This is a genomic window from Shewanella electrodiphila (assembly GCF_023283985.1).
GTDB lineage: Bacteria > Pseudomonadota > Gammaproteobacteria > Enterobacterales > Shewanellaceae > Shewanella > Shewanella electrodiphila.
Genome location: NZ_JAKIKU010000001.1, coordinates 333,703 through 352,537 on the forward strand (window position 1 = coordinate 333,703; position 18,835 = coordinate 352,537).

Here is an 18,835-nt window from a genome sequence, read left to right on the forward strand (position 1 = left end):
TGTTAAAAAAAAGCTTGTTGACGTTAACGTAAACTGTGGTTTTGTTCGTATAACCTTATGAATAAAAAGAATTTTAAAAATCACTAAAAAGTTTTGTTACTTTTCGTTAACACTTAGGTCTAATTGATTTAGTTTTATAAATAGTGAATTTATTTTCAAGTACAGTGTTAATTAACTATTTGGTCAATTTGAATATAAATTCACTTGAGAATAATAAAATTGACACAGGGATATCTAAATTTGTAACCCAGAATTTTACCTGTGGATAAATTAATCAATTTATCTAACCATTTATTGATATAGCACCAAGTTTTAATCTCCTAAGCCGATTACTATCTGCCACTTTTTTGAGTTCGAGGACACATTGTGGGTTTAGATGATTACGTAAATACATTCGGCGCTGTGTGCAAAAAGCAATACGGTGGCAGGATCAGAAAACTTACAATTGATGCTAAATTCACCTGTCCAAATCGGGATGGTACATTAGGTAAAGGTGGCTGTACTTTTTGTAATGTTTCATCTTTTAGTTATGAGCAGGGAACAGAAGCCAGTATCTCAGATCAGCTTTCTCAAGGTAAGCAACGTTCGGTGCTTGCTAATGCCCCAGCTTCTACCTCTAAATATATAGCTTACTTTCAGGCTTACACAAGTACCTATGATGAATATCAGGTTTTAAAGCAGAAATATGATGAAGCAATAAAAGATGCAGACATCGTGGGGCTTCATATTGGGACACGCCCTGACTGCGTACCTGATGATATTCTTGATTTACTCGTGAGTTATCAAAATAAAGGCATCGAGGTTTGGTTAGAGTTAGGTTTACAGACTGCTAATGATGAAACATTGAAAAAGATAAATCGTGGCCATGATTTTTCTGCTTATCAAGATACTGTGAAACGGGCTCGAGAAAGAGGAATAAAAGTATGCGCTCATTTAATTTTGGGGTTACCGAGCGAAGATTATCAAGATTATTTAAATAGTTTACAGCAGGTTATCAGTACCGGTGTTGATGGCATCAAATTACATCCCTTGCATATAGTCGAAGGCAGTGTAATGGCCAAAACGTGGCGCCATAAAGGAATGGCGTTACTGTCTCAAGAGGATTACGCCCATTATGCCAGTGAACTGATAAGAAATACCCCTAAAGAGATAATATTTCATCGTGTTACCGCCTATGCTAAGAAACCGATGTTACTGGCACCTGATTGGTGCGCATTTAGATGGGATGGCCTGGTATCAATTGTAAGAAATTTAGCTGAAAATGGTGGTCAAGGCCATTATGTTCCCTCTGTAACAGTTTAAAAAGTAACCGTATTGCATATTTCTTAGTGTTTTATATGGGGTGATTTTAAATATTTGTTAATTTTTTGTAGTTTTTTATCTAAAAATAGACTTGAAAAGCGTGGAATTGTTGCATAGGCAATTATTGCGAGTATTATAAATTCCAATTTTACAGTTATGAATTTGAAAGAGGTGCCACAATGGCCACAGTTCAGCTAGAGTCTATCTTGGATCTCAATACTTTAGAGCAATATTGTAGTGCTATTGGTGCAGGTACTTTATTAAAAAGCGTCGTATTATTTGAGCAATTAATGCCTGAGTATGTGGGCAGCTTAGTAAAAGCCAATGAAGTAAATGATAAAGATACTTTGTGCGCAGAAGCGCATAAATTTAAAGGTGCTGCTGGTTCAGTAGGTTTAAAGCGTATTCAACAATTTGCACAACTTTTACAGCACGGTGAAGAATCAAGCTGGGAAACTGAGCATAACGCTTGGTTAGCTGAGATTGTTAAGCATGCAAGTGCTGATCTACAGCAATTAAAAGAATTTCTTGAAGCAAAAGCTTAATCGTTTTTGTTGAGTTAAAAGTCCCGTAAGGGACTTTTTTTTGGACATTTTTTAGTAAATGTTCATTATGAGTCGTTGATCGTGTACTGAAGATTGTTATTTCAGGTGAGTTAATTCATTATTTAAATGAAATCTTAATAGGGTAATCGATTAAATGAAAAACCTGCCAAGTCTTAAAAACTTATTTTATCTGGTTAACTTGCATCAAGAACAAAACTTCAATCGTGCTGCTAAGTCTTGTTTTGTAAGTCAATCGACTTTATCAAGTGGCATTCAAAATCTTGAAGAGCAATTGGGTTATCAACTGATAGAGCGGGATCATAAATCATTTATGTTCACTGCCATTGGTGAGGAAGTGGTAGAAAGAGCACGTAAGCTACTTACTGATGTCGATGACCTTGTTGAGTTAGTTAAAAATCAAGGTGAGCCAATGACGGGAGAGATCCGACTAGGTTGTATTCCGACGATTGCGCCATTTCTTCTGAGTCGAGTGGTCAAGCAATGCCAGCAAGATTACCCCCAACTGAGCTTATTGTTAAAAGAAGACACCACTGAAAGCTTATTGGATTCATTGGGTAAAGGTGAGCTGGACTTACTTATTTTAGCTTTACCTGTTGATACAACTGGTTTTCATAGCATGAAAGTAGGGATAGACCCCTTTAAAATGGTGGTACATGAAGAGCTTTCTGATGGCATTATGACTCCCATTGATTACCAGAAAATGCCAGACGAAAGTATTTTCTTATTGCAAAGTGAGCATTGCATTACGGGCCATGCCATCACGGCTTGTCAGTTAGGTAATAGTGCTAAAATCAACCCATTTGCAGCAACTAGCTTGCACACGTTAGTGCAGATGGTCGACAGTAAACTAGGCACCACATTTTTACCGCAAATGGCGATTGATGCCGGTATTTTGAATGATACTGAACTGAATATCATGAACCCACCGGGTGAGGCACCTTACCGTGATATTGGCTTGGTATGGCGTCAAACAACCAGTCGCATCAGTACATTTAGAACATTAGGCTTAATGCTAGAATCACTGTTAAGTGATAAAAAGAATGATTAATTGAAATCTCTGTGACTAGAAATTATTAAGCCTTGAAGCATTGCTTCAAGGCTTTTTTTATGTGGAAAATGAAAAATGGTTGGTAGTTCGAGGAGTTACATAGGCTAAGTAACTCTTTACATAGAATTAAGCTGGAGGTGGGACTTTTTTAGGTGTGACACCGTACACTTCAATCTCGTGTTGTTTGCCTTTGAGTTTCATTGCACCAAGATCGGCTAAATCAAATTGACTATCATGCCTTGCAAGTCGGTGAGCAACTTCACCTGAAATCAACATGCGTTGACCGAGCGGATTACACTGATCTTGCAGTCTAGCAAGTGTGTTAAGCACGTCACTAAAGAAGCTAATTTCTTGTTTTTGTACACCCACAACGGCAGCAACAACTTGTCCACAATGGGCCGCAGCTTTGAACTTAGGGACAAAGCCGTAATGCTCTTCAAAATAAGGTCGGTGCCAATTAAGTTGCTGGCTGAACTCATAATAAATGTTCATACAGCGATCTTCTTTAATGCCTTCTTCAAGTGGCCAATGGATTAATACTGCATCGCCCATATAGCGATATATCTCAGCATCATTATTGGTTACGGTATCCGCTAACATGCTAAAGCTATCTTGGATTAATCGACTGAATCGATAATCGCCTAATGTTTCTGCATGGGACGTAGATGAAACCATATCGACAAAGAGAAATAATCGATGTTCGTATCGGGGTTGGTGATACTTACCTAAACCAATATTCAGTAATACGCGAGGGCCGACTAACAGCGCCATTTGTTCAACAAATGCTAGGCCTACTCTAACAGCCACTAAGTAGATGACTAAGGCTTGAAAAGAGGGACTGTATAAAATGTGCGCAGTGAGCATTTGCCGTAAAGTGACAAGATGGTTCTCAATAGCCCACATATTCAAAAACTGTGTCACATAAGCTAATGTCATTGCACCAAGCAACAAAAATAACCCTTTGAATATCACAGAGAAAATATAGGGGAGGCGACTGATTGCACTGAAATCAGCAATGAGATTAGACATCCAATGTAAACAACCAAAAACAAAGCCCATGAAAATAGCCAGAGTCGCGAGATCTGATTTTCCTATGGCCCATTGTGGCAGTTCGGGAGCTTGTGAATATCGAAAAAATACAAATGCGCCCATGGCTGCACACCATGCAACTATTGCAAATAGTAGTTTTCTCGTCTGTCGACGTGCTTTCACTGGTTTATATCTAATCCGTTGATATTTGAAGACAGGCTAGTTTATAGAAAATTCCCATACTTGTCATAGTGGTATTTAAATTAGTTTTGATTTCTTTTTTTATGTTGGCTTTATGTGATCTTAGTTGAAGGCGTTTGTTAGTATTTGGTGGGTGAAGTTGATCTTTAAATAGAAGCCACGAGGATTTGAGAGCTTTACTGTGCCATCTTCGGCAATTGATTCTGTTAATGCTTTGCTATTGGCAGCTTTTGGGCGTAATTGTAATACCTCTCCATGGCGAGCCGTTACCTTGTCAACTTTACCCATGGTAATCAATTCCATTATTTCTTCCCAGTCTTGCTGTAGCGCATGTGCTTCATTCGCATTAGGTCGCCATAATACTGGTGAACCAATTCTTCTTTCCCCTACAGGAATGCTTCTGTCACCTTCTACAGGGATCCACAATACTTGGCTTAACTTATGACAAACAACACTTTGTTCCCAAGTCAGACCCTGGATATTCGTTAGTGGGGCTACGGTCACGTAAGTTGTTTCAATGGGGCGTCCATTATGATCGATAGGAATGGTTTTTAGCTCTACACCCAAGTGTAAAAAGTCTTGCTGGGGTTTAGAGCCCGCTGTTGCGCCTAATTCCATTTCTATTAATTGTCCAATCCAACCCTTATCACGTTTAAGGTTGGCGGGTACTGGGGTGTTATGCTCCATGGCAACATCGCCTAACGTTACCCCTGCCATATCGTTTGCTCTTTGCATTAACTCTTCAATGGTATTGGGCTGGCTATTCATCATAAAGCGTCTTTTAGATTGAAAAAAATGGATGATGAAGTGTACTTGTTTATCTATTTATTCGCAGCATTTGTATGTGGTTAAAAAACGCCCACACTGTTTAGTGAGAGTTATTCACTAAGAACGATTTTAATAATAATATGAAAATTAACAGTTTTTTTTGAGATTGGTTAGTTTTTTTAACCATAAGCTAAAGTTACTCTCGTTTTGCACTAACCTTTCACACATAGTTATCCACAGATTTGATGAATAACTTTATAAAAAGCATGCTTAGCGGATATAAAATTGTTCGTCAATGGCAGAAAATCGCTTTATTTTATTATTTTTAAAATATTGTTCTTGTTTTTTGTGTATAACTTAAAACGCTATGGAAACTATAAATGGCAAACACGTCAACTGGTTAAATATTGTTCTCTTTGCTTTGTAGAGTTATAGTTCACTAATGCCTTCTTGTTTAAGCTTCTGATATTAAAGGTTTAAGTTGTGCGTTTATCTTTGGTTTTTTAATTTGTTTTCCTCGCTTAATTTACTTCAATTACACTTGTTTCAGAGTTTCGAACAGAGATATCCACAGATTTTGTGGATAATGTCGGGTTAGCATGCCTTCATCTGTTGATAAAAGAATAAAACTGAGCGATTTATCCAAAGACGAGGTGTAAATCCTTGTTTGCCCGTAGGCAAGCTTTGTGAAACAATCTAGTCATTAATTTGTAGTGTAATTGGAGTCCATGTGATTGATAGCGACGGCTTTCGCGCAAATGTGGGCATTATTATCTGTAACAAATATGGTCAAGTTATGTGGGCCAGACGGTTTGGACAACATTCATGGCAATTTCCTCAAGGTGGCGTAGATGATGGTGAAAGCCCAGAAGAAGCTATGTATCGAGAGTTGTATGAAGAAGTGGGTCTCAAACCTGAAAATGTGCAAATTTTAACGTCAACACGTTCATGGTTAAGATATCGTTTACCAAAAAGATTGATCAGACAGGAAAGCAAACCTGTGTGTATTGGCCAAAAACAAAAGTGGTATTTATTACAGCTCAAAGATAGCGATGACAGTATTAATCTCAACTCATGTGGTCATCCTGAGTTTGATGACTGGCGTTGGGTGAGTTATTGGTACCCTGTAAGGCAAGTAGTTTCTTTCAAACGTGATGTTTATCGTAAAGTAATGAAAGAGTTTGCTTTCACCACATTGGCATTTCAAGGGCGTGAGCCTAGCCGAAAAAGAGGTCGACATCGCAGCTAATTAGCGTTTAAAGAGGGCAAGGAAAGTGTTAAACACGCTCAGGGATATCACTCAAGCTGTTGCAGGAGCCAGCAGCCTTGAATCAGCATTAAATGTGTTAGTGTCGCAAACTAAGTTAGCGATGCAAACACAATGCTGCTCAATCTATATTCTTGAGCAACAACATCTTGTGCTTTCTGCAACCGACGGACTTGCTAGTGCAGCCATCAATAGTGTAAAAATGCCTTTATCTGAAGGATTAGTTGGCTTAGCTGCTGAAAAGGAAGAAGCGGTTAATCTTGCCGATGCAAAGTCTCATCATCGTTTTAAATTTTTCCCAGAAGTTGAAGAAGAAGAGTATCGTGCTTTTCTTGCTGTGCCGATCATTTTTCAAAAGCAAGTCGTCGGGGTTATCGTGGTGCAACAGCCACAGCCAAGACAATTTAGTGAAAATGAAGAAGCTTTTTTAATGACACTTGCCGCGCAACTCGCCGTTGTGGTGCGCAGCTTAAAAAATAAAGCGGCTATCAGTAACGTTCAGCAGCAAGTTGTGTTTAAAGGCACAAGCGCATCTAAGGGCATTGCAATCGCAGATGCGTTTGTTTTAGGTGGCGAAATCTCACTAGTTCAAGATGAGCGTAAATCTTCTGATACTGAAAAAGAGTTACAAAGATTAAAGACCGCGATGCAGCGCTGTAGTGACATTATTAGCACATTGTCTCAACGTTTTGATCGCGAAAAAGTAGACGATATCGCTTCGATATTTTCTGCTTTGCAACTACTACTCAATGAAGCAAGTTTAGGTGGCGAGTACTTACGTGAAGTAGAACAAGGCTGGCAAGCAGAGTCTGCAGTAAGCCGTGTATCAATGCGTTATATTGAGCAATTCATGGCAATGGAAGATCCTTACCTGAAGGAAAGAGCCAGTGATATCCGTGAATTAGGTCAAAAGGTACTTCGCCAACTTATTGAGCCTGATAAATTAGACCTAGCCCCTGCAAAACCCGTTATTTTAGTCGCTAAAGAAGTCGATGCCACGTTATTGGCTGAGTTTCCGCGTGGAAAACTCGCAGGTATTGTGACCGAACTTGGCGGCGTGAACGCCCATGCAGCAATTCTTGCTCGCGCTTTGGGTGTTCCCGCAATTGTGGGTGCTGATCAAGTACTAGCTGCTAACATTGATGATAAAAAACTCGTTTTAAATGCCAACAGTGGCCAGCTGTTAGTTGATCCTTCAGATGCAGTGCTTCACGAGTATTACACGCTCATTTCAGAAAACCAGGCGCAGCAACGTCAGTTCTCTGCTGAGTTATCTTTACCAGCACAAACACTCGATGGTCATCGTATACATTTGTATCTCAATGCAGGTTTATTAAGTGGCTTGAGTACTGATATGGCAGAAGGGGCTGATGGCATTGGGCTGTACCGTACTGAAATCCCTTTTATGTTGCATCAGCGCTTTCCAAGTGAAGTAGAACAGGTGCATGTCTATAAACAGGTTTTGTCAGCTGCTCGCGATAGACCTGTCGTCATGCGTACTCTTGATGTTGGCGGCGATAAACCGTTACCTTATTTCCCGATTAACGAAGATAATCCATTTTTGGGTTGGCGCGGCATTCGATTATCTTTAGATCACCCAGAATTGTTTTTAATGCAATTACGCGCAATGCTAACGGCTAATGCAGATTCTGCACAGTTGCAAATCTTACTGCCAATGGTCAGTAATCTAGATGAAATTGATCGTACTTTACTGTATCTAGAGCAGGCTTTTAGTGAGATTACTGAAGAATTAGATAGAAGTATTCCTAAGCCTAAAATCGGCGTCATGTTAGAAGTCCCTTCGTTATTATTCCAATTAGAAGATGTAGCCAAGCGTGTTGATTTTGTGTCTGTGGGCAGTAATGATTTAACCCAATATTTACTTGCAGTAGATAGAAATAATCCCAGTGTTAGCCCTTTGTTTGATAGTTTTCATCCTGGGGTATTAAGAGCGTTAAAATGGACGATTACCGATTGTAATCGCTATCAATTAGATGCCAGTATTTGTGGCGAGTTAGCTGGAGAGCCTATGGGCGCTTTGCTTTTAGTTGCAATGGGATACCAAAAGTTGAGTATGAACCAAGGCAGTATCGCAAGGATCAACTACTTACTAAGACGAATTGATAAGCAGTCTCTTGAACTTTTATTAGATAAAGCACTGACTTTATCTAATGGAGAGCAGGTACGCCTCTTACTCAACGAATACCTTAATGAACACGATTTAATATCAATCTTGCATTAAGTTCTGCTTTTACACGGATAAGGTTTTACTGTGGACAATATTTTATTGGTTTTTTCTATATGCCTAGTACTTGGCGGCTTCGTAGGTTTTATGGCTGGATTACTGGGGATCGGTGGCGGCTTAATTATTGTCCCTGCACTTATATATCTCTTGCCATGGGTCGGTGTTGAATCAAGCCAACTCACCCATGTAGCTATTGCGACTTCACTCGCTTCGATCATTTTAACCTCGCTTTCTTCTGCTGTTGCGCATAATAAAAGAGGCAATGTGCCTTGGACGCTGTTTAAACCTATGTTGCCAGGTATATTAATTGGCGCACTAGCTTCAGGTTTTATCTCTGAACAAATTGCTTCTGATGATCTGCAACGTGCTTTTGCCGTGTTTGTAGTGTTAATGGCAATACAAATGGCATTTCCCTTTAAACCTAAAGCGAATAAACAAACACCGAAGTTTGTGGTGCTATTTTTAGTTTCCACATTAATAGCCATTATTGCTGGATTAATGGGGATTGGTGGCGGTGTTTTACTGGTACCTTTTTTAACTTTTTGTGGTTTGCAAATGCGGCAAGCGGTTGGATTTTCATCTGTGACAGGTTGTTTGATTGCAATATCAGGTACAACAGGCTATATCATCGCCGGTATGAAGGTTACTGATTTGCCTGAAGGGACATTTGGCTTTATTTATCTTCCCGCATTGGCAGGGATTATCATCAGTTCAATGTTAATCGCGCCATTGGGTGTTAAAGCTGCAAGTACTTGGCCTACACCAATTTTAAAGCGAGTTTTTGCCGGGCTTTTGATGATTGTTGGAATAAAAATGGCTTTATCGGTGTAGATTTATTGGTATCATTGTTTTTTGCCGACAGTCCCTATGTGAACTTCACTTTTGACATTTGTTGGTGGGTTGAACCTTATAATAATAGGAATGAAGAATGCGTCAGTATTTAGATCTTTGTCAGAACATCGTCGATAACGGTCATTGGATTGAAAACGAACGAACAGGAAAGCGCTGTTTAACCGTGATTAATGCTGATTTGCAATATGACGTCAAGAATAACCAATTTCCTATTATTACAACTCGAAAAAGTTATTGGAAGTCTGCAATTGCAGAGCTAATTGGCTATATCAGAGGTTATGATAGTGCCGCTGATTTTCGTGCTTTAGGAACCAAAACTTGGGACATGAATTCGAATGATAATCAGAGTTGGCTAGCTAACCCACATCGTAAAGGGGAAGACGATATGGGTCGTGTGTATGGCGTTCAAGGCCGTCGCTGGCAGAAAACCTCTGGTGGTACTATTGATCAACTAGCTAAAATCGTTGATAACTTATCTAAAGGTGTGGATGACCGTGGTGAAATTATCACATTCTATAACCCTGGTGAATTTGATATGGGCTGTTTGCGTCCATGCATGCACACTCACACCTTTTCATTATTAGGCGACACGCTTTATTTAACCAGCTACCAGCGTTCTTGTGATGTGCCGCTTGGACTCAACTTTAATCAAATTCAAGTTTATACCTTCCTTGCGTTGATGGCGCAGATTACTGGCAATAAGCCTGGAATGGCTTATCACAAAATTATCAATGCTCATATCTATGAAGACCAATTAGACTTAATGAAAAATGAGCAATTGACGCGTGAACCTTTCCCGTCACCACAACTTAAGATTAATCCTAAGATTAAAACCCTGAAAGATCTTGAAACTTGGGTAACAATGGATGATTTTGAAGTGGTGGGCTATCAACACCATGAAGCGATAAAATATCCCTTCTCAGTATAGTTTGCGAAATGCTTCCATAGCCAAAAATTAAATATCTAAGACTGATGAACTCATTTTAAATGGGTTCATTCATTTAAAATCATTAGTGCTAATACTGACCAAGTAGCACTTAACTTGTGCTTCTATGTCAACAAAAAATAAGTCATCTACATTTGATGCTTAAATGTATCGCGTGAAAGATGGCTTTTCCCAACAAAGTAACCTAAGTGAAAAATAACAAGCCTTAGCTCTCAGCTAAAAGATGATCGTTTTCTTAAAATATTTTAATAGTTATGCAATCAGTTTTAGTTAGTATTAAATGTGGCTAAAACCACAAGCTATATTGCACTAGTCTAATATTCTTGTGTAAAAACTAAACTAGCGTATTGTTATTTTATTAGTTACTAATTCAGTTAATTGTATTTAATTTCGTCAAGCGCACGATTATTGCTCAGTTAAATAAATATGCGCTTATTTCTGTTTTGTGTGCAAACTTCCGCTCAAACGTAGATCTGAGTCTCAATTGGCTTTCATGTTGTGACTTGGTGCTGTAAAAGTTGATTAACACATCGGAAAAGCCGAGCTATAAGAGCGAAACTAACGATTATGATTGTTTGAAAAAATCCGATAGACTGATAATAATTGTTTTTTATGGAGTTATATATGGAACGTGCAATTAAGAATTTCTTAAGTCAAGAATCTGCAGGGGGTATCATTTTAATGATCTCTGTAGCACTGGCTATGATAATGGCAAATTCGCCATTAGCGGGTTTATACAGTGGTTTCCTTGATACAGAAGTCCAAGTGCGTGTGGGTTCATTAGATATTGATAAGCCATTATTATTATGGATTAACGACGGACTAATGGCTCTATTCTTCTTACTTATTGGTTTAGAAGTAAAGCGTGAACTATTAGAAGGTGCACTTTCAAGTGTTGCCAAAGCATCTTTACCTACTTTTGCTGCTATCGGCGGCATGGTATTCCCTGCTTTATTCTATCTGGCATTCAACTATTCAGATCCTGTGACGCAAGTTGGTTGGGCAATTCCTGCTGCGCCTGATATTGCATTTGCTCTAGGTATTATGGCTTTATTAGGCAGCCGTGTTCCTGTTGCACTGAAAGTGTTCTTATTAGCGTTAGCTATTATGGATGATTTAGGTGTGATCGTGATTATCGCTCTGTTCTACAGTGCTGATTTATCAATGACGAGCTTAATCGTTGCAGCAATTTCAATTTCATTGATGGTTGCATTGAATCGTAAGGGCGTTAGTTCATTAATCCCATACGGTTTATTAGGTGTGATTCTATGGGTTGCTGTTCTTAAATCTGGTGTGCATGCGACATTAGCAGGTGTGATTATTGCTTTCTGTATTCCTTTACGTGCTAAAGATGGGTCTTCACCATCTGAACACTTAGAGCATAGCTTACACCCATGGAGCACATTCTTCATTTTACCTGTGTTCGCATTTGCTAATGCTGGATTATCGCTATCAGGAATGAGCATCACTTCATTGGCTGAGCCTGTAACTATCGGTATTATCCTAGGTCTGCTGCTTGGTAAGCCAGTAGGTGTATTATTGTTCAGTTATACTGCTGTAAAACTAAAGTGGGCTGAACTACCACCTGGTATTACTTGGAATCAAATTATTCCAGTCTCTATCATGTGTGGTATTGGTTTCACAATGTCAGTGTTTATTTCTTCACTTGCATTCGAATCAGCCCCTGAGCATTTAGGTGACTTTGCCCGTTTAGGTATTCTAATGGGATCTATGCTAGCTGCTGTTATTGGTTATGTATGGCTTGATAAAGTGCTTCCTAAAGCTAAAGCAAAATAGGGCTGGTGCAAATAATGAAAATAAAACTGTTGATGTTAGCTCTAGCAATGGGCGTGGTTACCATGCCAGCCCAAGCTACTTCGTTTAACGTATGTCAAACAAGCGTTGAATCAAACGAATGTAAAAGCTATTTAGATGGCGTTGTTGATGGTGCTTTGATGTATCACACTGATGCGTCAGGTAGTCGTTTAGAAGCTGATGATGGATATGAGTCTCGTGCACTTAAGTATCGAGCTGGTAAGCGTTATCAAGAGGCTAACCGCAGTTTTTGTGCTGACAGAAAACCGCATAAAGATGATATCGTTTTAGCTATTCAGGAACAAACTGCTGCTAAAAACGTTAACAACTTAAGCGAGTTGTCGATATTAATTGATAGCTTGTTGGACTGTCAGCGATTAAAATAAACCATCTTTCTTAGCTGGTTTATATGCATGCAACATTTAAATTATAACCATCTATATTATTTTTGGATGGTTAGAAAAAAAGGTTCGGTGGCTAAGGCCGCCGAAGCTTTATGTCTCGCTCCGCAAACGATTACAGGTCAAATTCGCGCTTTAGAAGAACGCCTAAATGGCAGTTTATTCAATCGCGTAGGCCGTTCATTAGAACCCACCGAATTAGGCGAATTAATTTTTCGCTATGCTGATAAAATGTTTAGCCTCAGCTATGAGATGCTAGATTTATTGGCTTATCATAAAGATGAATCAATATTATTTGAAGTTGGGTTTGCTGCAGCTTTGTCTAAAGCTTTAGCTAGCCGTGTGCTGTTAACAGTGATCCCTAATGATGGCTCGATGCATTTGAGTTGTTATGAATCTACCCATGAAAACTTGATTCAGCGCTTACGTGAACACAAATTAGATATGATTTTGTCTGACTCAGCAGGTGAATCACTTAAATATCCTGAGATTTTATCTAAGAAGCTCGGTGAGTGTGGTATTAGTTTTTTTGCTGCTTCAAAACCCTCATTAGATTTCCCTGCATGCTTAGAACAAGAAAAGCTATTAATCCCAGGTAAGCGGACATCTCTTGGGCAGCAGCTACATAGATGGTTTGCTGAAAAAAATCTCGATGTAAGCATATTAGGTGAGTTTGACGATGCAGCGATGATGAAAGCGTTTGGACTGTTTAAGCGTGGTATATTTGTTGCTCCATCAATTTATCGTCATGATATACTCTCACAAGGTATGGTTTTAATTGGTGAAACAGACGATATTAAAGAAGAATATCACGTTATGTTTGCCGAACGGATGATCCAACACCCGGCAGTTAAGCGGTTATTAGAAACTGATTTTACTGATTTGTTCGCAGGTGTTGATCCACAGGTACAAGATGTTGAACACCGTAGTTCACATCAAAGATAAAATATCCTCAGAAGATGTTAGGAGAAGTGCGTTGGAATTAATGAATATTGCTAGAGTTCGCTGGGCATGTCGTAGAGGGATGCTCGAGTTAGATGTCCTGTTTCAGCCTTTTGTAGATGCACATTACGAAGCGCTTTCTGATATTGATAAACAAACCTTTATTGATCTACTCGCTTGTGAAGACCCAGAGCTATTTGCATGGTTTATGGGCCATGAAGTGTGCCCTAATAACGCGATGGCTGAAATGGTAATTACAGTACGTGGCCGTCCTCAGCCTTAACTGTGTCAATAAAAATAGAATCTCTATTTTGCCTATCTTATTAATGCTGTATCAAGTAAGAAATGGCGCTTAACCTGTGCATGTAACTTTAAGCGCCTCTTTTAACCAGTTCCTCTCTCATATTGTCCTCATTTGTGTTTGCTTAACCAGTTTTCTGTTGTGGCCTGTAAGCCACTTTGTTGGTTTGAGTATATTGCGTGGTTTAACCTTGTTAGCGGCCACAGCCTTCTTCATTTGGAATATAAACCAGCTTAGGCGGCAACGTTGTGATTTATACCTTTCTGAAACGGGAGATGGAACACTTGATCATAATGCTTTTGTCGTTTGGCGCTCAGCTATCGCGACAGTGTTTGCTTGTGTGATATTTATTGAGTTTGAATCATCAAGTTCAAAAAAGAAGAAAAGGCAATTGTTGATAGTGTGGAGCGACATGCTCACGGATAAAGATTACCGACAACTTTGTCGGCAATTAAACAAACTTAAACGAAATCAAGACAATTAATATTGCTAGCGCAATGATCAAATTATAGCTCCTGACATTTCTCAGGAGCTATCTCAATCGTCTTTATCATTCGTTATCTTTCAGGTTGTAAGATGGTCGGCTGTGGGTTTTCTAATTGTTCCGGATAATCAGCATTATAGTGCAACCCTCGACTTTCCTTTCGCTCCATTGCGCAGCGAATAATTAATTCAGCCACTTGAACCAAGTTCCTTAATTCCAGTAAGTTATTACTGACTCGGAAGTTGCTGTAATACTCTTGGATCTCTTGTTGCAACATAGCGCAGCGACGTAAAGCACGCTCTAAGCGTTTGTCGGTTCTTACAATACCGACATAATCCCACATGAATAATCTCAGTTCGTGCCAGTTATGGGCAATGACGACTTCTTCATCTGAGTTGCTCACTTTACTTTCATCCCAATGAGGGACAGGGCCAGGCGTTGGGATTTTTGTTAATAAGCTTTCTATGTCATGTGCAGCCGCGCGTGCAAAGACGAGGCATTCCAATAATGAATTACTTGCTAGACGGTTTGCACCATGAAGACCTGTATAAGCCACCTCGCCAATGGCGTATAAGCCATTAATGTCAGTTTGACCATGTAAGTCAGTCATGATCCCACCACAAGTATAATGCGCAGCAGGCACCACTGGAATTGGGTCTGTAGTGATATCTATGCCAAATTCTAAACAGCGTTTATGAATAGTAGGGAAGTGCTTTATCACGAAATCTGCAGGTTTATGGCTGATATCAAGATATAAACAGTCAGCACCTAAGCGCTTCATTTCATAATCGATGGCCCGTGCGACGATATCACGAGGCGCAAGCTCGGCTCTCTCGTCAAACTCTGGCATAAACCGACTACCATCGGGACGTTTAAGGTATGCTCCTTCGCCGCGTAATGCTTCAGTTAATAAGTAATTACGCGCATCAGCATGGTATAAACAGGTTGGATGAAATTGATTAAATTCCATATTAGCAACACGACAACCCGCGCGCCAAGCCATAGCAATACCATCGCCGCTGGCAATATCAGGGTTAGAAGTATACTGATAAACTTTTGAACTACCGCCTGTAGCGATTGCAACAAACTTTGCTGTGACAGTTTCTACATGCTCAGCGTCTCGATTCCAAACGTAGGCACCGACAACGCGGTTACCCGGTCGGTTTAATTTACGAGTCGTAATAAGGTCAATTGCATTATAACGCTCTAAGACTTGGATGTTTGGATGCGCTAATGCTTGATCTTGTAAAGTCGTTTGCACCGCTTTGCCTGTGGCATCAGCAGAATGCAAAATTCGACGATGGCTATGTCCGCCTTCGCGCGTAAGATGATAAGGCGCTGTGCTTTGATCGCCGTCAGGAGTTTCTTCCTTATCAAAAGCGACACCACATTGAATTAGCCATTTCATTGAAGCTTTGGCATTTTCGGCAGTATAAGTCACCACTTCTTTGTCACAAAGGCCCGCACCAGCAATCAAGGTGTCGCTTACATGGGACTCAATTGTATCCGATTCATCAAATACAGAAGCGATTCCGCCTTGGGCATAGTAGGTTGAGCCTTCAGCTAACGGCCCTTTAGAAAGAAGAATAACTTTAGACTTTTCAGCTAGATGGAGTGCCAGCGTTAACCCGGCTGCGCCACTACCTATAACCAAAATATCAGATTGGTGTTCAACTGCTTGTTTCATAAGGTATCATGGGTGACTTAATATGGTTCTATAATGGTAAAACAAAACCGCTTTATTGGGTACTGAGACATTACTATTAAGCGATATTTAACCATTTTTTATAAAAAATTAAATTTTTTTCATTCAATATCGAACTTTTTCAAAGCATGCGAGTCTACTTTATTGTGAATATGATTCGAGCGACTGAGAAATCAGTATTATAGATTTAGGAGTAGTCGGCTCGGATGAGTGGACAAATAAGTGATCAACAGTTAGTTGAGCGTGTACAACGCGGTGACAAAAACGCATTTAATCTGTTAGTTCAGAAGTACCAAAATAAAGTAATGAGCTTGATATCACGTTATATTCGAAATCAAGCTGACATCGCCGATGTGGCACAAGAAGCCTTTATTAAAGCTTATCGTGCATTACCTAATTTTCGTGGTGAAAGTGCGTTTTACACTTGGTTGTACCGAATTGCAGTAAACACTGCAAAAAACCATTTGGTTTCTCAGAGCAGAAAAACACCGGCTAACAGTGTTGATGCAGAAGAAGCTGAATACTACGAAGGCAGTGATGCGTTAAAAGAATTTGCATCTCCAGAACGTTTAGTTTTGTCGGATGAAATTAATAAGGTGATTTTTGAAACCTTAGAAACGTTGCCAGAAGAATTGAAGATTGCAATATCACTTCGTGAACTTGATGGTATGAGTTACGAAGATATTGCCAATATCATGGATTGTCCTGTTGGAACGGTAAGATCAAGAATCTTCCGAGCCAGGGAATCAATCGATAAAAAACTCCAGCCTTTGCTGGAACAGTAATAGTCTTTATTGACACAGGTGAAAAATGCTTAAATCAGGTCAAGAATGGGTTTCATCAGCAGTTGACGGCGAAGTAGATGCTAAAACATTAGCGGAACTGTCAGCAGACGAAAACTCACACAAACAGTGGCAAAACTATCATATGATTGGTGATGCTATGCGTGGTGAGTTACCGCAGACAATTGATTTAGATCTTACTGCAAACATTGCAGCAGCAATTGAGTTAGAACCTGCGATTATCGCGCCTCAAACTGAAACTACGTCAACTCATGATGCCAAAGTGGCTACGACTGAGACTAAGAAAGACAATGTTGTGCCTTTCTTTAAGCAATTTGGCCAATATGCAATTGCTGCTACTGTCGCTATGGTTGCTATTGTCGGTGTACAAAATTACGGTCAAGACCAAAACGCTGATTCACCATTACCTGTGTTAAACACGCGTCCATTAGTGGGTACCGCTTCTCCTGTGAGTTTACAAACTGGCGCAGTGCAGAATCAATCTAGCGTTAGTAATGACAATGTTGTTGAGCAACGTCGTAGAATTAATTCTTATATTCAAGACCATATGCTACAACAAAGGTTGAATTCAGGTGTCGTTGTGCAGCACAATGACGCTATTGAACAAAACGTTAATAAATAATTTGGAGTTAGCTTGCGTCTAATCCTGTTAGCCCTTGTTGTATTGGCATTTCCTACATTTGCCAATAGCAATACTGAAAGTATTGCTGAAGAAGAAATGTCTGCAAAAGCTTGGCTTGAAAGTATGAGCCAAGCGCTACAAACCAAACAGTACAAATCCTCTATTATTCAGCTTCAAGCAGACCATATTCGTCCATTAGTTTATCTTCATGGTACGGTGAATGATAAAGAAGTTGCCTTTTTAGAATACCTCAATGGTCCACCTAAAAATGCAGTAAGAGTTGCTGATACTGTCACTTTTATTGAGCACGACCAACCCGCTTACAGTATAAACGCTCCTCGCATTCAAGGTGTTTGGCCAACTATTTTTGCAACTGATGTTAGCTCTTTAGAGCAAGGTTATCAGTTTGTCTTAGGTGGTCGCAGCAGAATCGCTGGCCGTCCAGGTCAGATGATCCGTATTATTCCTGTAGATGATAATCGCTTTATGTCGCAAGTGTGGATTGATATGGACACACGTTTACCACTTCGATATGACATGGTGAATCAAGAAAAACAATTGATCGAACAAATGATGGTCATTGAGTTACTTGAACTTAACGAGCCTGCGAAAATTTTAATCGAAGCGGAAAAACAAGGTTTACCGCCAGTAATGAATCCTGCTGAGCGCATTAAAGGCCAGAACTGGGAGTTCAGTTGGTTACCTGCAGGTTTTCATATGGTGGTAAAAGATCACCATCGTTTAATTGGCAGTGATGAATCAGTTGAATATATTGCTTTAAGCGACGGTTTAGTGAATATTTCGGTTTATGTTGCGCGCATGGGTGACAGCCCAATGCCAGATGAACTTATTACCCGCAATGGCCTATCTATGGTCGTTGAGCAAGTGGGGAACGTTGAAGTCGTCGCTGTTGGTAAAGTGCCAGCAGAAACTCTAAATCGTATTGCTAAAAGTCTCATTTTGAAGTAACTATCTAGCATGTCAGATACGCCTTCAACTCAAACTCCTTCAACGCCGCCGCAACCCGCATTGTCAAAATCGATGCTGGAAGAGGTGGCAACTGTCACAGCTTATGATCCTGATGGTTGGGTAACCGTAGAAATTGAATTGAAAAGTGCTTGTAATCATTGTTCTAGCAGTGAGAACTGCGGTACTTCGACGGTAGCAAAAGCGTTTTCAGTCAAACGGCAGCGGTTTTCATTGATGAGCGAAAAACCTTGCGAAGTGGGTGATTTACTCAAATTAGCTTTACCGGAGAGCGTTATTATTAAAGCGGCTATGCTTGTTTATATTGTGCCGTTGTTCGGTTTGTTCGTGGGCGCGGCAATGGGTTTGTGGCTTGGTGATTCACTCAATGTTAATGCTGATTATAGTTCAATGTTGTTCGCTGCATTGGGCGGAGTGAGTGCTTGGTTTGCTGGCAAACAGCAAACAGCAAAATTAGAAAAGTCTTCTACTCCAGTAATAACCGCTTATTTAGGGCAAGCAGTGAGTTTACATCGCGGTTAAAAATGTCTAAATTCTTTGTAAAAACATTA

General features: G+C 39.8%; 19 protein-coding genes. 16 read left to right on the top strand and 3 right to left on the bottom strand.

Going from position 1 to position 18,835, the window contains the following annotated elements; genetic code table 11:
- Window positions 1–366: 366 nt before the first annotated feature.
- From mnmL to oxyR, 3 genes are all read left to right on the top strand, one after another.
- Entirely contained in the window at window positions 367–1,302 is a 936-nt protein-coding gene (gene mnmL, locus L2737_RS01500; protein WP_248954519.1) for a tRNA modification radical SAM protein MnmL/YtqA, read from the top strand.
- A 179-nt stretch (window positions 1,303–1,481) separates the two neighbouring features.
- Complete coding sequence (locus tag L2737_RS01505) at window positions 1,482–1,847, top strand: Hpt domain-containing protein (protein ID WP_102529712.1); 366 nt, start codon at window positions 1,482–1,484, stop codon at window positions 1,845–1,847.
- Between the two features lie 154 nt (window positions 1,848–2,001).
- Window positions 2,002–2,916 (top strand): hydrogen peroxide-inducible genes transcriptional activator OxyR, encoded by a 915-nt coding sequence (gene oxyR / locus L2737_RS01510; RefSeq protein ID WP_102529711.1) that lies wholly within the window; start codon window positions 2,002–2,004, stop codon window positions 2,914–2,916.
- 126 nt (window positions 2,917–3,042) lie between these two features.
- On the opposite strand, the gene L2737_RS01515 is transcribed toward oxyR, so the two are convergent.
- Both L2737_RS01515 and mutH read right to left on the bottom strand, forming a co-directional pair.
- Window positions 3,043–4,128, bottom strand: a complete 1,086-nt coding sequence (locus tag L2737_RS01515) for an adenylate/guanylate cyclase domain-containing protein (RefSeq protein WP_102529710.1) — start codon at window positions 4,126–4,128, stop codon at window positions 3,043–3,045.
- A 120-nt stretch (window positions 4,129–4,248) separates the two neighbouring features.
- Window positions 4,249–4,917, bottom strand: coding sequence for a DNA mismatch repair endonuclease MutH (mutH, locus tag L2737_RS01520; protein WP_248954520.1), 669 nt, complete (start codon window positions 4,915–4,917; stop codon window positions 4,249–4,251).
- A 727-nt stretch (window positions 4,918–5,644) separates the two neighbouring features.
- On the opposite strand from mutH, the gene rppH reads away from it, so the two are divergent.
- The 9 genes from rppH to L2737_RS01565 all read left to right on the top strand — a co-directional run bounded on the left by rppH (window position 5,645) and on the right by L2737_RS01565 (window position 14,167).
- The gene (gene rppH, locus L2737_RS01525; RefSeq protein ID WP_102529708.1) at window positions 5,645–6,163 is read left to right on the top strand and encodes an RNA pyrophosphohydrolase; all 519 of its coding nucleotides are present in this window, start codon (window positions 5,645–5,647) and stop codon (window positions 6,161–6,163) included.
- Between the two features lie 25 nt (window positions 6,164–6,188).
- Complete coding sequence (gene ptsP, locus L2737_RS01530; protein ID WP_248954521.1) at window positions 6,189–8,423, top strand: phosphoenolpyruvate--protein phosphotransferase; 2,235 nt, start codon at window positions 6,189–6,191, stop codon at window positions 8,421–8,423.
- Between the two features lie 30 nt (window positions 8,424–8,453).
- A complete protein-coding gene (locus L2737_RS01535; protein WP_102529706.1) occupies window positions 8,454–9,257 on the top strand; it encodes a sulfite exporter TauE/SafE family protein in 804 nt (267 codons plus the stop codon).
- A 97-nt stretch (window positions 9,258–9,354) separates the two neighbouring features.
- Entirely contained in the window at window positions 9,355–10,206 is an 852-nt protein-coding gene (locus tag L2737_RS01540) for a thymidylate synthase (protein ID WP_248954522.1), read from the top strand.
- A gap of 642 nt (window positions 10,207–10,848) precedes the next feature.
- Window positions 10,849–12,021, top strand: a complete 1,173-nt coding sequence (gene nhaA / locus L2737_RS01545; protein WP_248954523.1) for a Na+/H+ antiporter NhaA — start codon at window positions 10,849–10,851, stop codon at window positions 12,019–12,021.
- A gap of 62 nt (window positions 12,022–12,083) precedes the next feature.
- The gene (locus tag L2737_RS01550) at window positions 12,084–12,425 is read left to right on the top strand and encodes a hypothetical protein (protein WP_371997779.1); all 342 of its coding nucleotides are present in this window, start codon (window positions 12,084–12,086) and stop codon (window positions 12,423–12,425) included.
- Window positions 12,426–12,452: 27 nt separating this feature from the next.
- Entirely contained in the window at window positions 12,453–13,385 is a 933-nt protein-coding gene (gene nhaR, locus L2737_RS01555; protein ID WP_102529702.1) for a transcriptional activator NhaR, read from the top strand.
- A 31-nt stretch (window positions 13,386–13,416) separates the two neighbouring features.
- A complete protein-coding gene (locus L2737_RS01560) occupies window positions 13,417–13,665 on the top strand; it encodes an FAD assembly factor SdhE (RefSeq protein WP_102529701.1) in 249 nt (82 codons plus the stop codon).
- A 76-nt stretch (window positions 13,666–13,741) separates the two neighbouring features.
- Complete coding sequence (locus L2737_RS01565) at window positions 13,742–14,167, top strand: protein YgfX (protein ID WP_248954524.1); 426 nt, start codon at window positions 13,742–13,744, stop codon at window positions 14,165–14,167.
- Window positions 14,168–14,240: 73 nt separating this feature from the next.
- On the opposite strand, the gene nadB is transcribed toward L2737_RS01565, so the two are convergent.
- On the bottom strand, window positions 14,241–15,854 hold the full coding sequence (nadB, locus tag L2737_RS01570; protein ID WP_102529699.1) for an L-aspartate oxidase: 1,614 nt from the start codon (window positions 15,852–15,854) through the stop codon (window positions 14,241–14,243).
- Window positions 15,855–16,078: 224 nt separating this feature from the next.
- Here nadB and rpoE point away from each other — a divergent pair, with 224 nt between their 5' ends.
- The 4 genes from rpoE (at window position 16,079) to L2737_RS01590 (ending at window position 18,806) form a co-directional block, all read left to right on the top strand.
- The gene (rpoE, locus tag L2737_RS01575; RefSeq protein WP_102529698.1) at window positions 16,079–16,657 is read left to right on the top strand and encodes an RNA polymerase sigma factor RpoE; all 579 of its coding nucleotides are present in this window, start codon (window positions 16,079–16,081) and stop codon (window positions 16,655–16,657) included.
- 25 nt (window positions 16,658–16,682) lie between these two features.
- A complete protein-coding gene (locus L2737_RS01580) occupies window positions 16,683–17,297 on the top strand; it encodes a sigma-E factor negative regulatory protein (RefSeq protein ID WP_102529697.1) in 615 nt (204 codons plus the stop codon).
- 12 nt (window positions 17,298–17,309) lie between these two features.
- A complete protein-coding gene (locus tag L2737_RS01585; RefSeq protein WP_248954525.1) occupies window positions 17,310–18,266 on the top strand; it encodes a MucB/RseB C-terminal domain-containing protein in 957 nt (318 codons plus the stop codon).
- Between the two features lie 72 nt (window positions 18,267–18,338).
- Entirely contained in the window at window positions 18,339–18,806 is a 468-nt protein-coding gene (locus L2737_RS01590) for a SoxR reducing system RseC family protein (protein WP_248954814.1), read from the top strand.
- Window positions 18,807–18,835 lie beyond the last annotated feature (29 nt).

Coding starts and splice junctions, on each gene's coding strand:
- nadB (WP_102529699.1), bottom strand. CDS start 15,854: ATGAAACAAGCAGTTGAACACCAATCTGATATTTTGGTTATAGGTAGT.
- L2737_RS01580 (WP_102529697.1), top strand. CDS start 16,683: ATGCTTAAATCAGGTCAAGAATGGGTTTCATCAGCAGTTGACGGCGAA.
- L2737_RS01550 (WP_371997779.1), top strand. CDS start 12,084: ATGCCAGCCCAAGCTACTTCGTTTAACGTATGTCAAACAAGCGTTGAA.
- L2737_RS01590 (WP_248954814.1), top strand. CDS start 18,339: ATGCTGGAAGAGGTGGCAACTGTCACAGCTTATGATCCTGATGGTTGG.
- L2737_RS01540 (WP_248954522.1), top strand. CDS start 9,355: ATGCGTCAGTATTTAGATCTTTGTCAGAACATCGTCGATAACGGTCAT.
- oxyR (WP_102529711.1), top strand. CDS start 2,002: ATGAAAAACCTGCCAAGTCTTAAAAACTTATTTTATCTGGTTAACTTG.
- nhaA (WP_248954523.1), top strand. CDS start 10,849: ATGGAACGTGCAATTAAGAATTTCTTAAGTCAAGAATCTGCAGGGGGT.
- L2737_RS01505 (WP_102529712.1), top strand. CDS start 1,482: ATGGCCACAGTTCAGCTAGAGTCTATCTTGGATCTCAATACTTTAGAG.
- rpoE (WP_102529698.1), top strand. CDS start 16,079: ATGAGTGGACAAATAAGTGATCAACAGTTAGTTGAGCGTGTACAACGC.
- nhaR (WP_102529702.1), top strand. CDS start 12,453: ATGCAACATTTAAATTATAACCATCTATATTATTTTTGGATGGTTAGA.
- mutH (WP_248954520.1), bottom strand. CDS start 4,917: ATGATGAATAGCCAGCCCAATACCATTGAAGAGTTAATGCAAAGAGCA.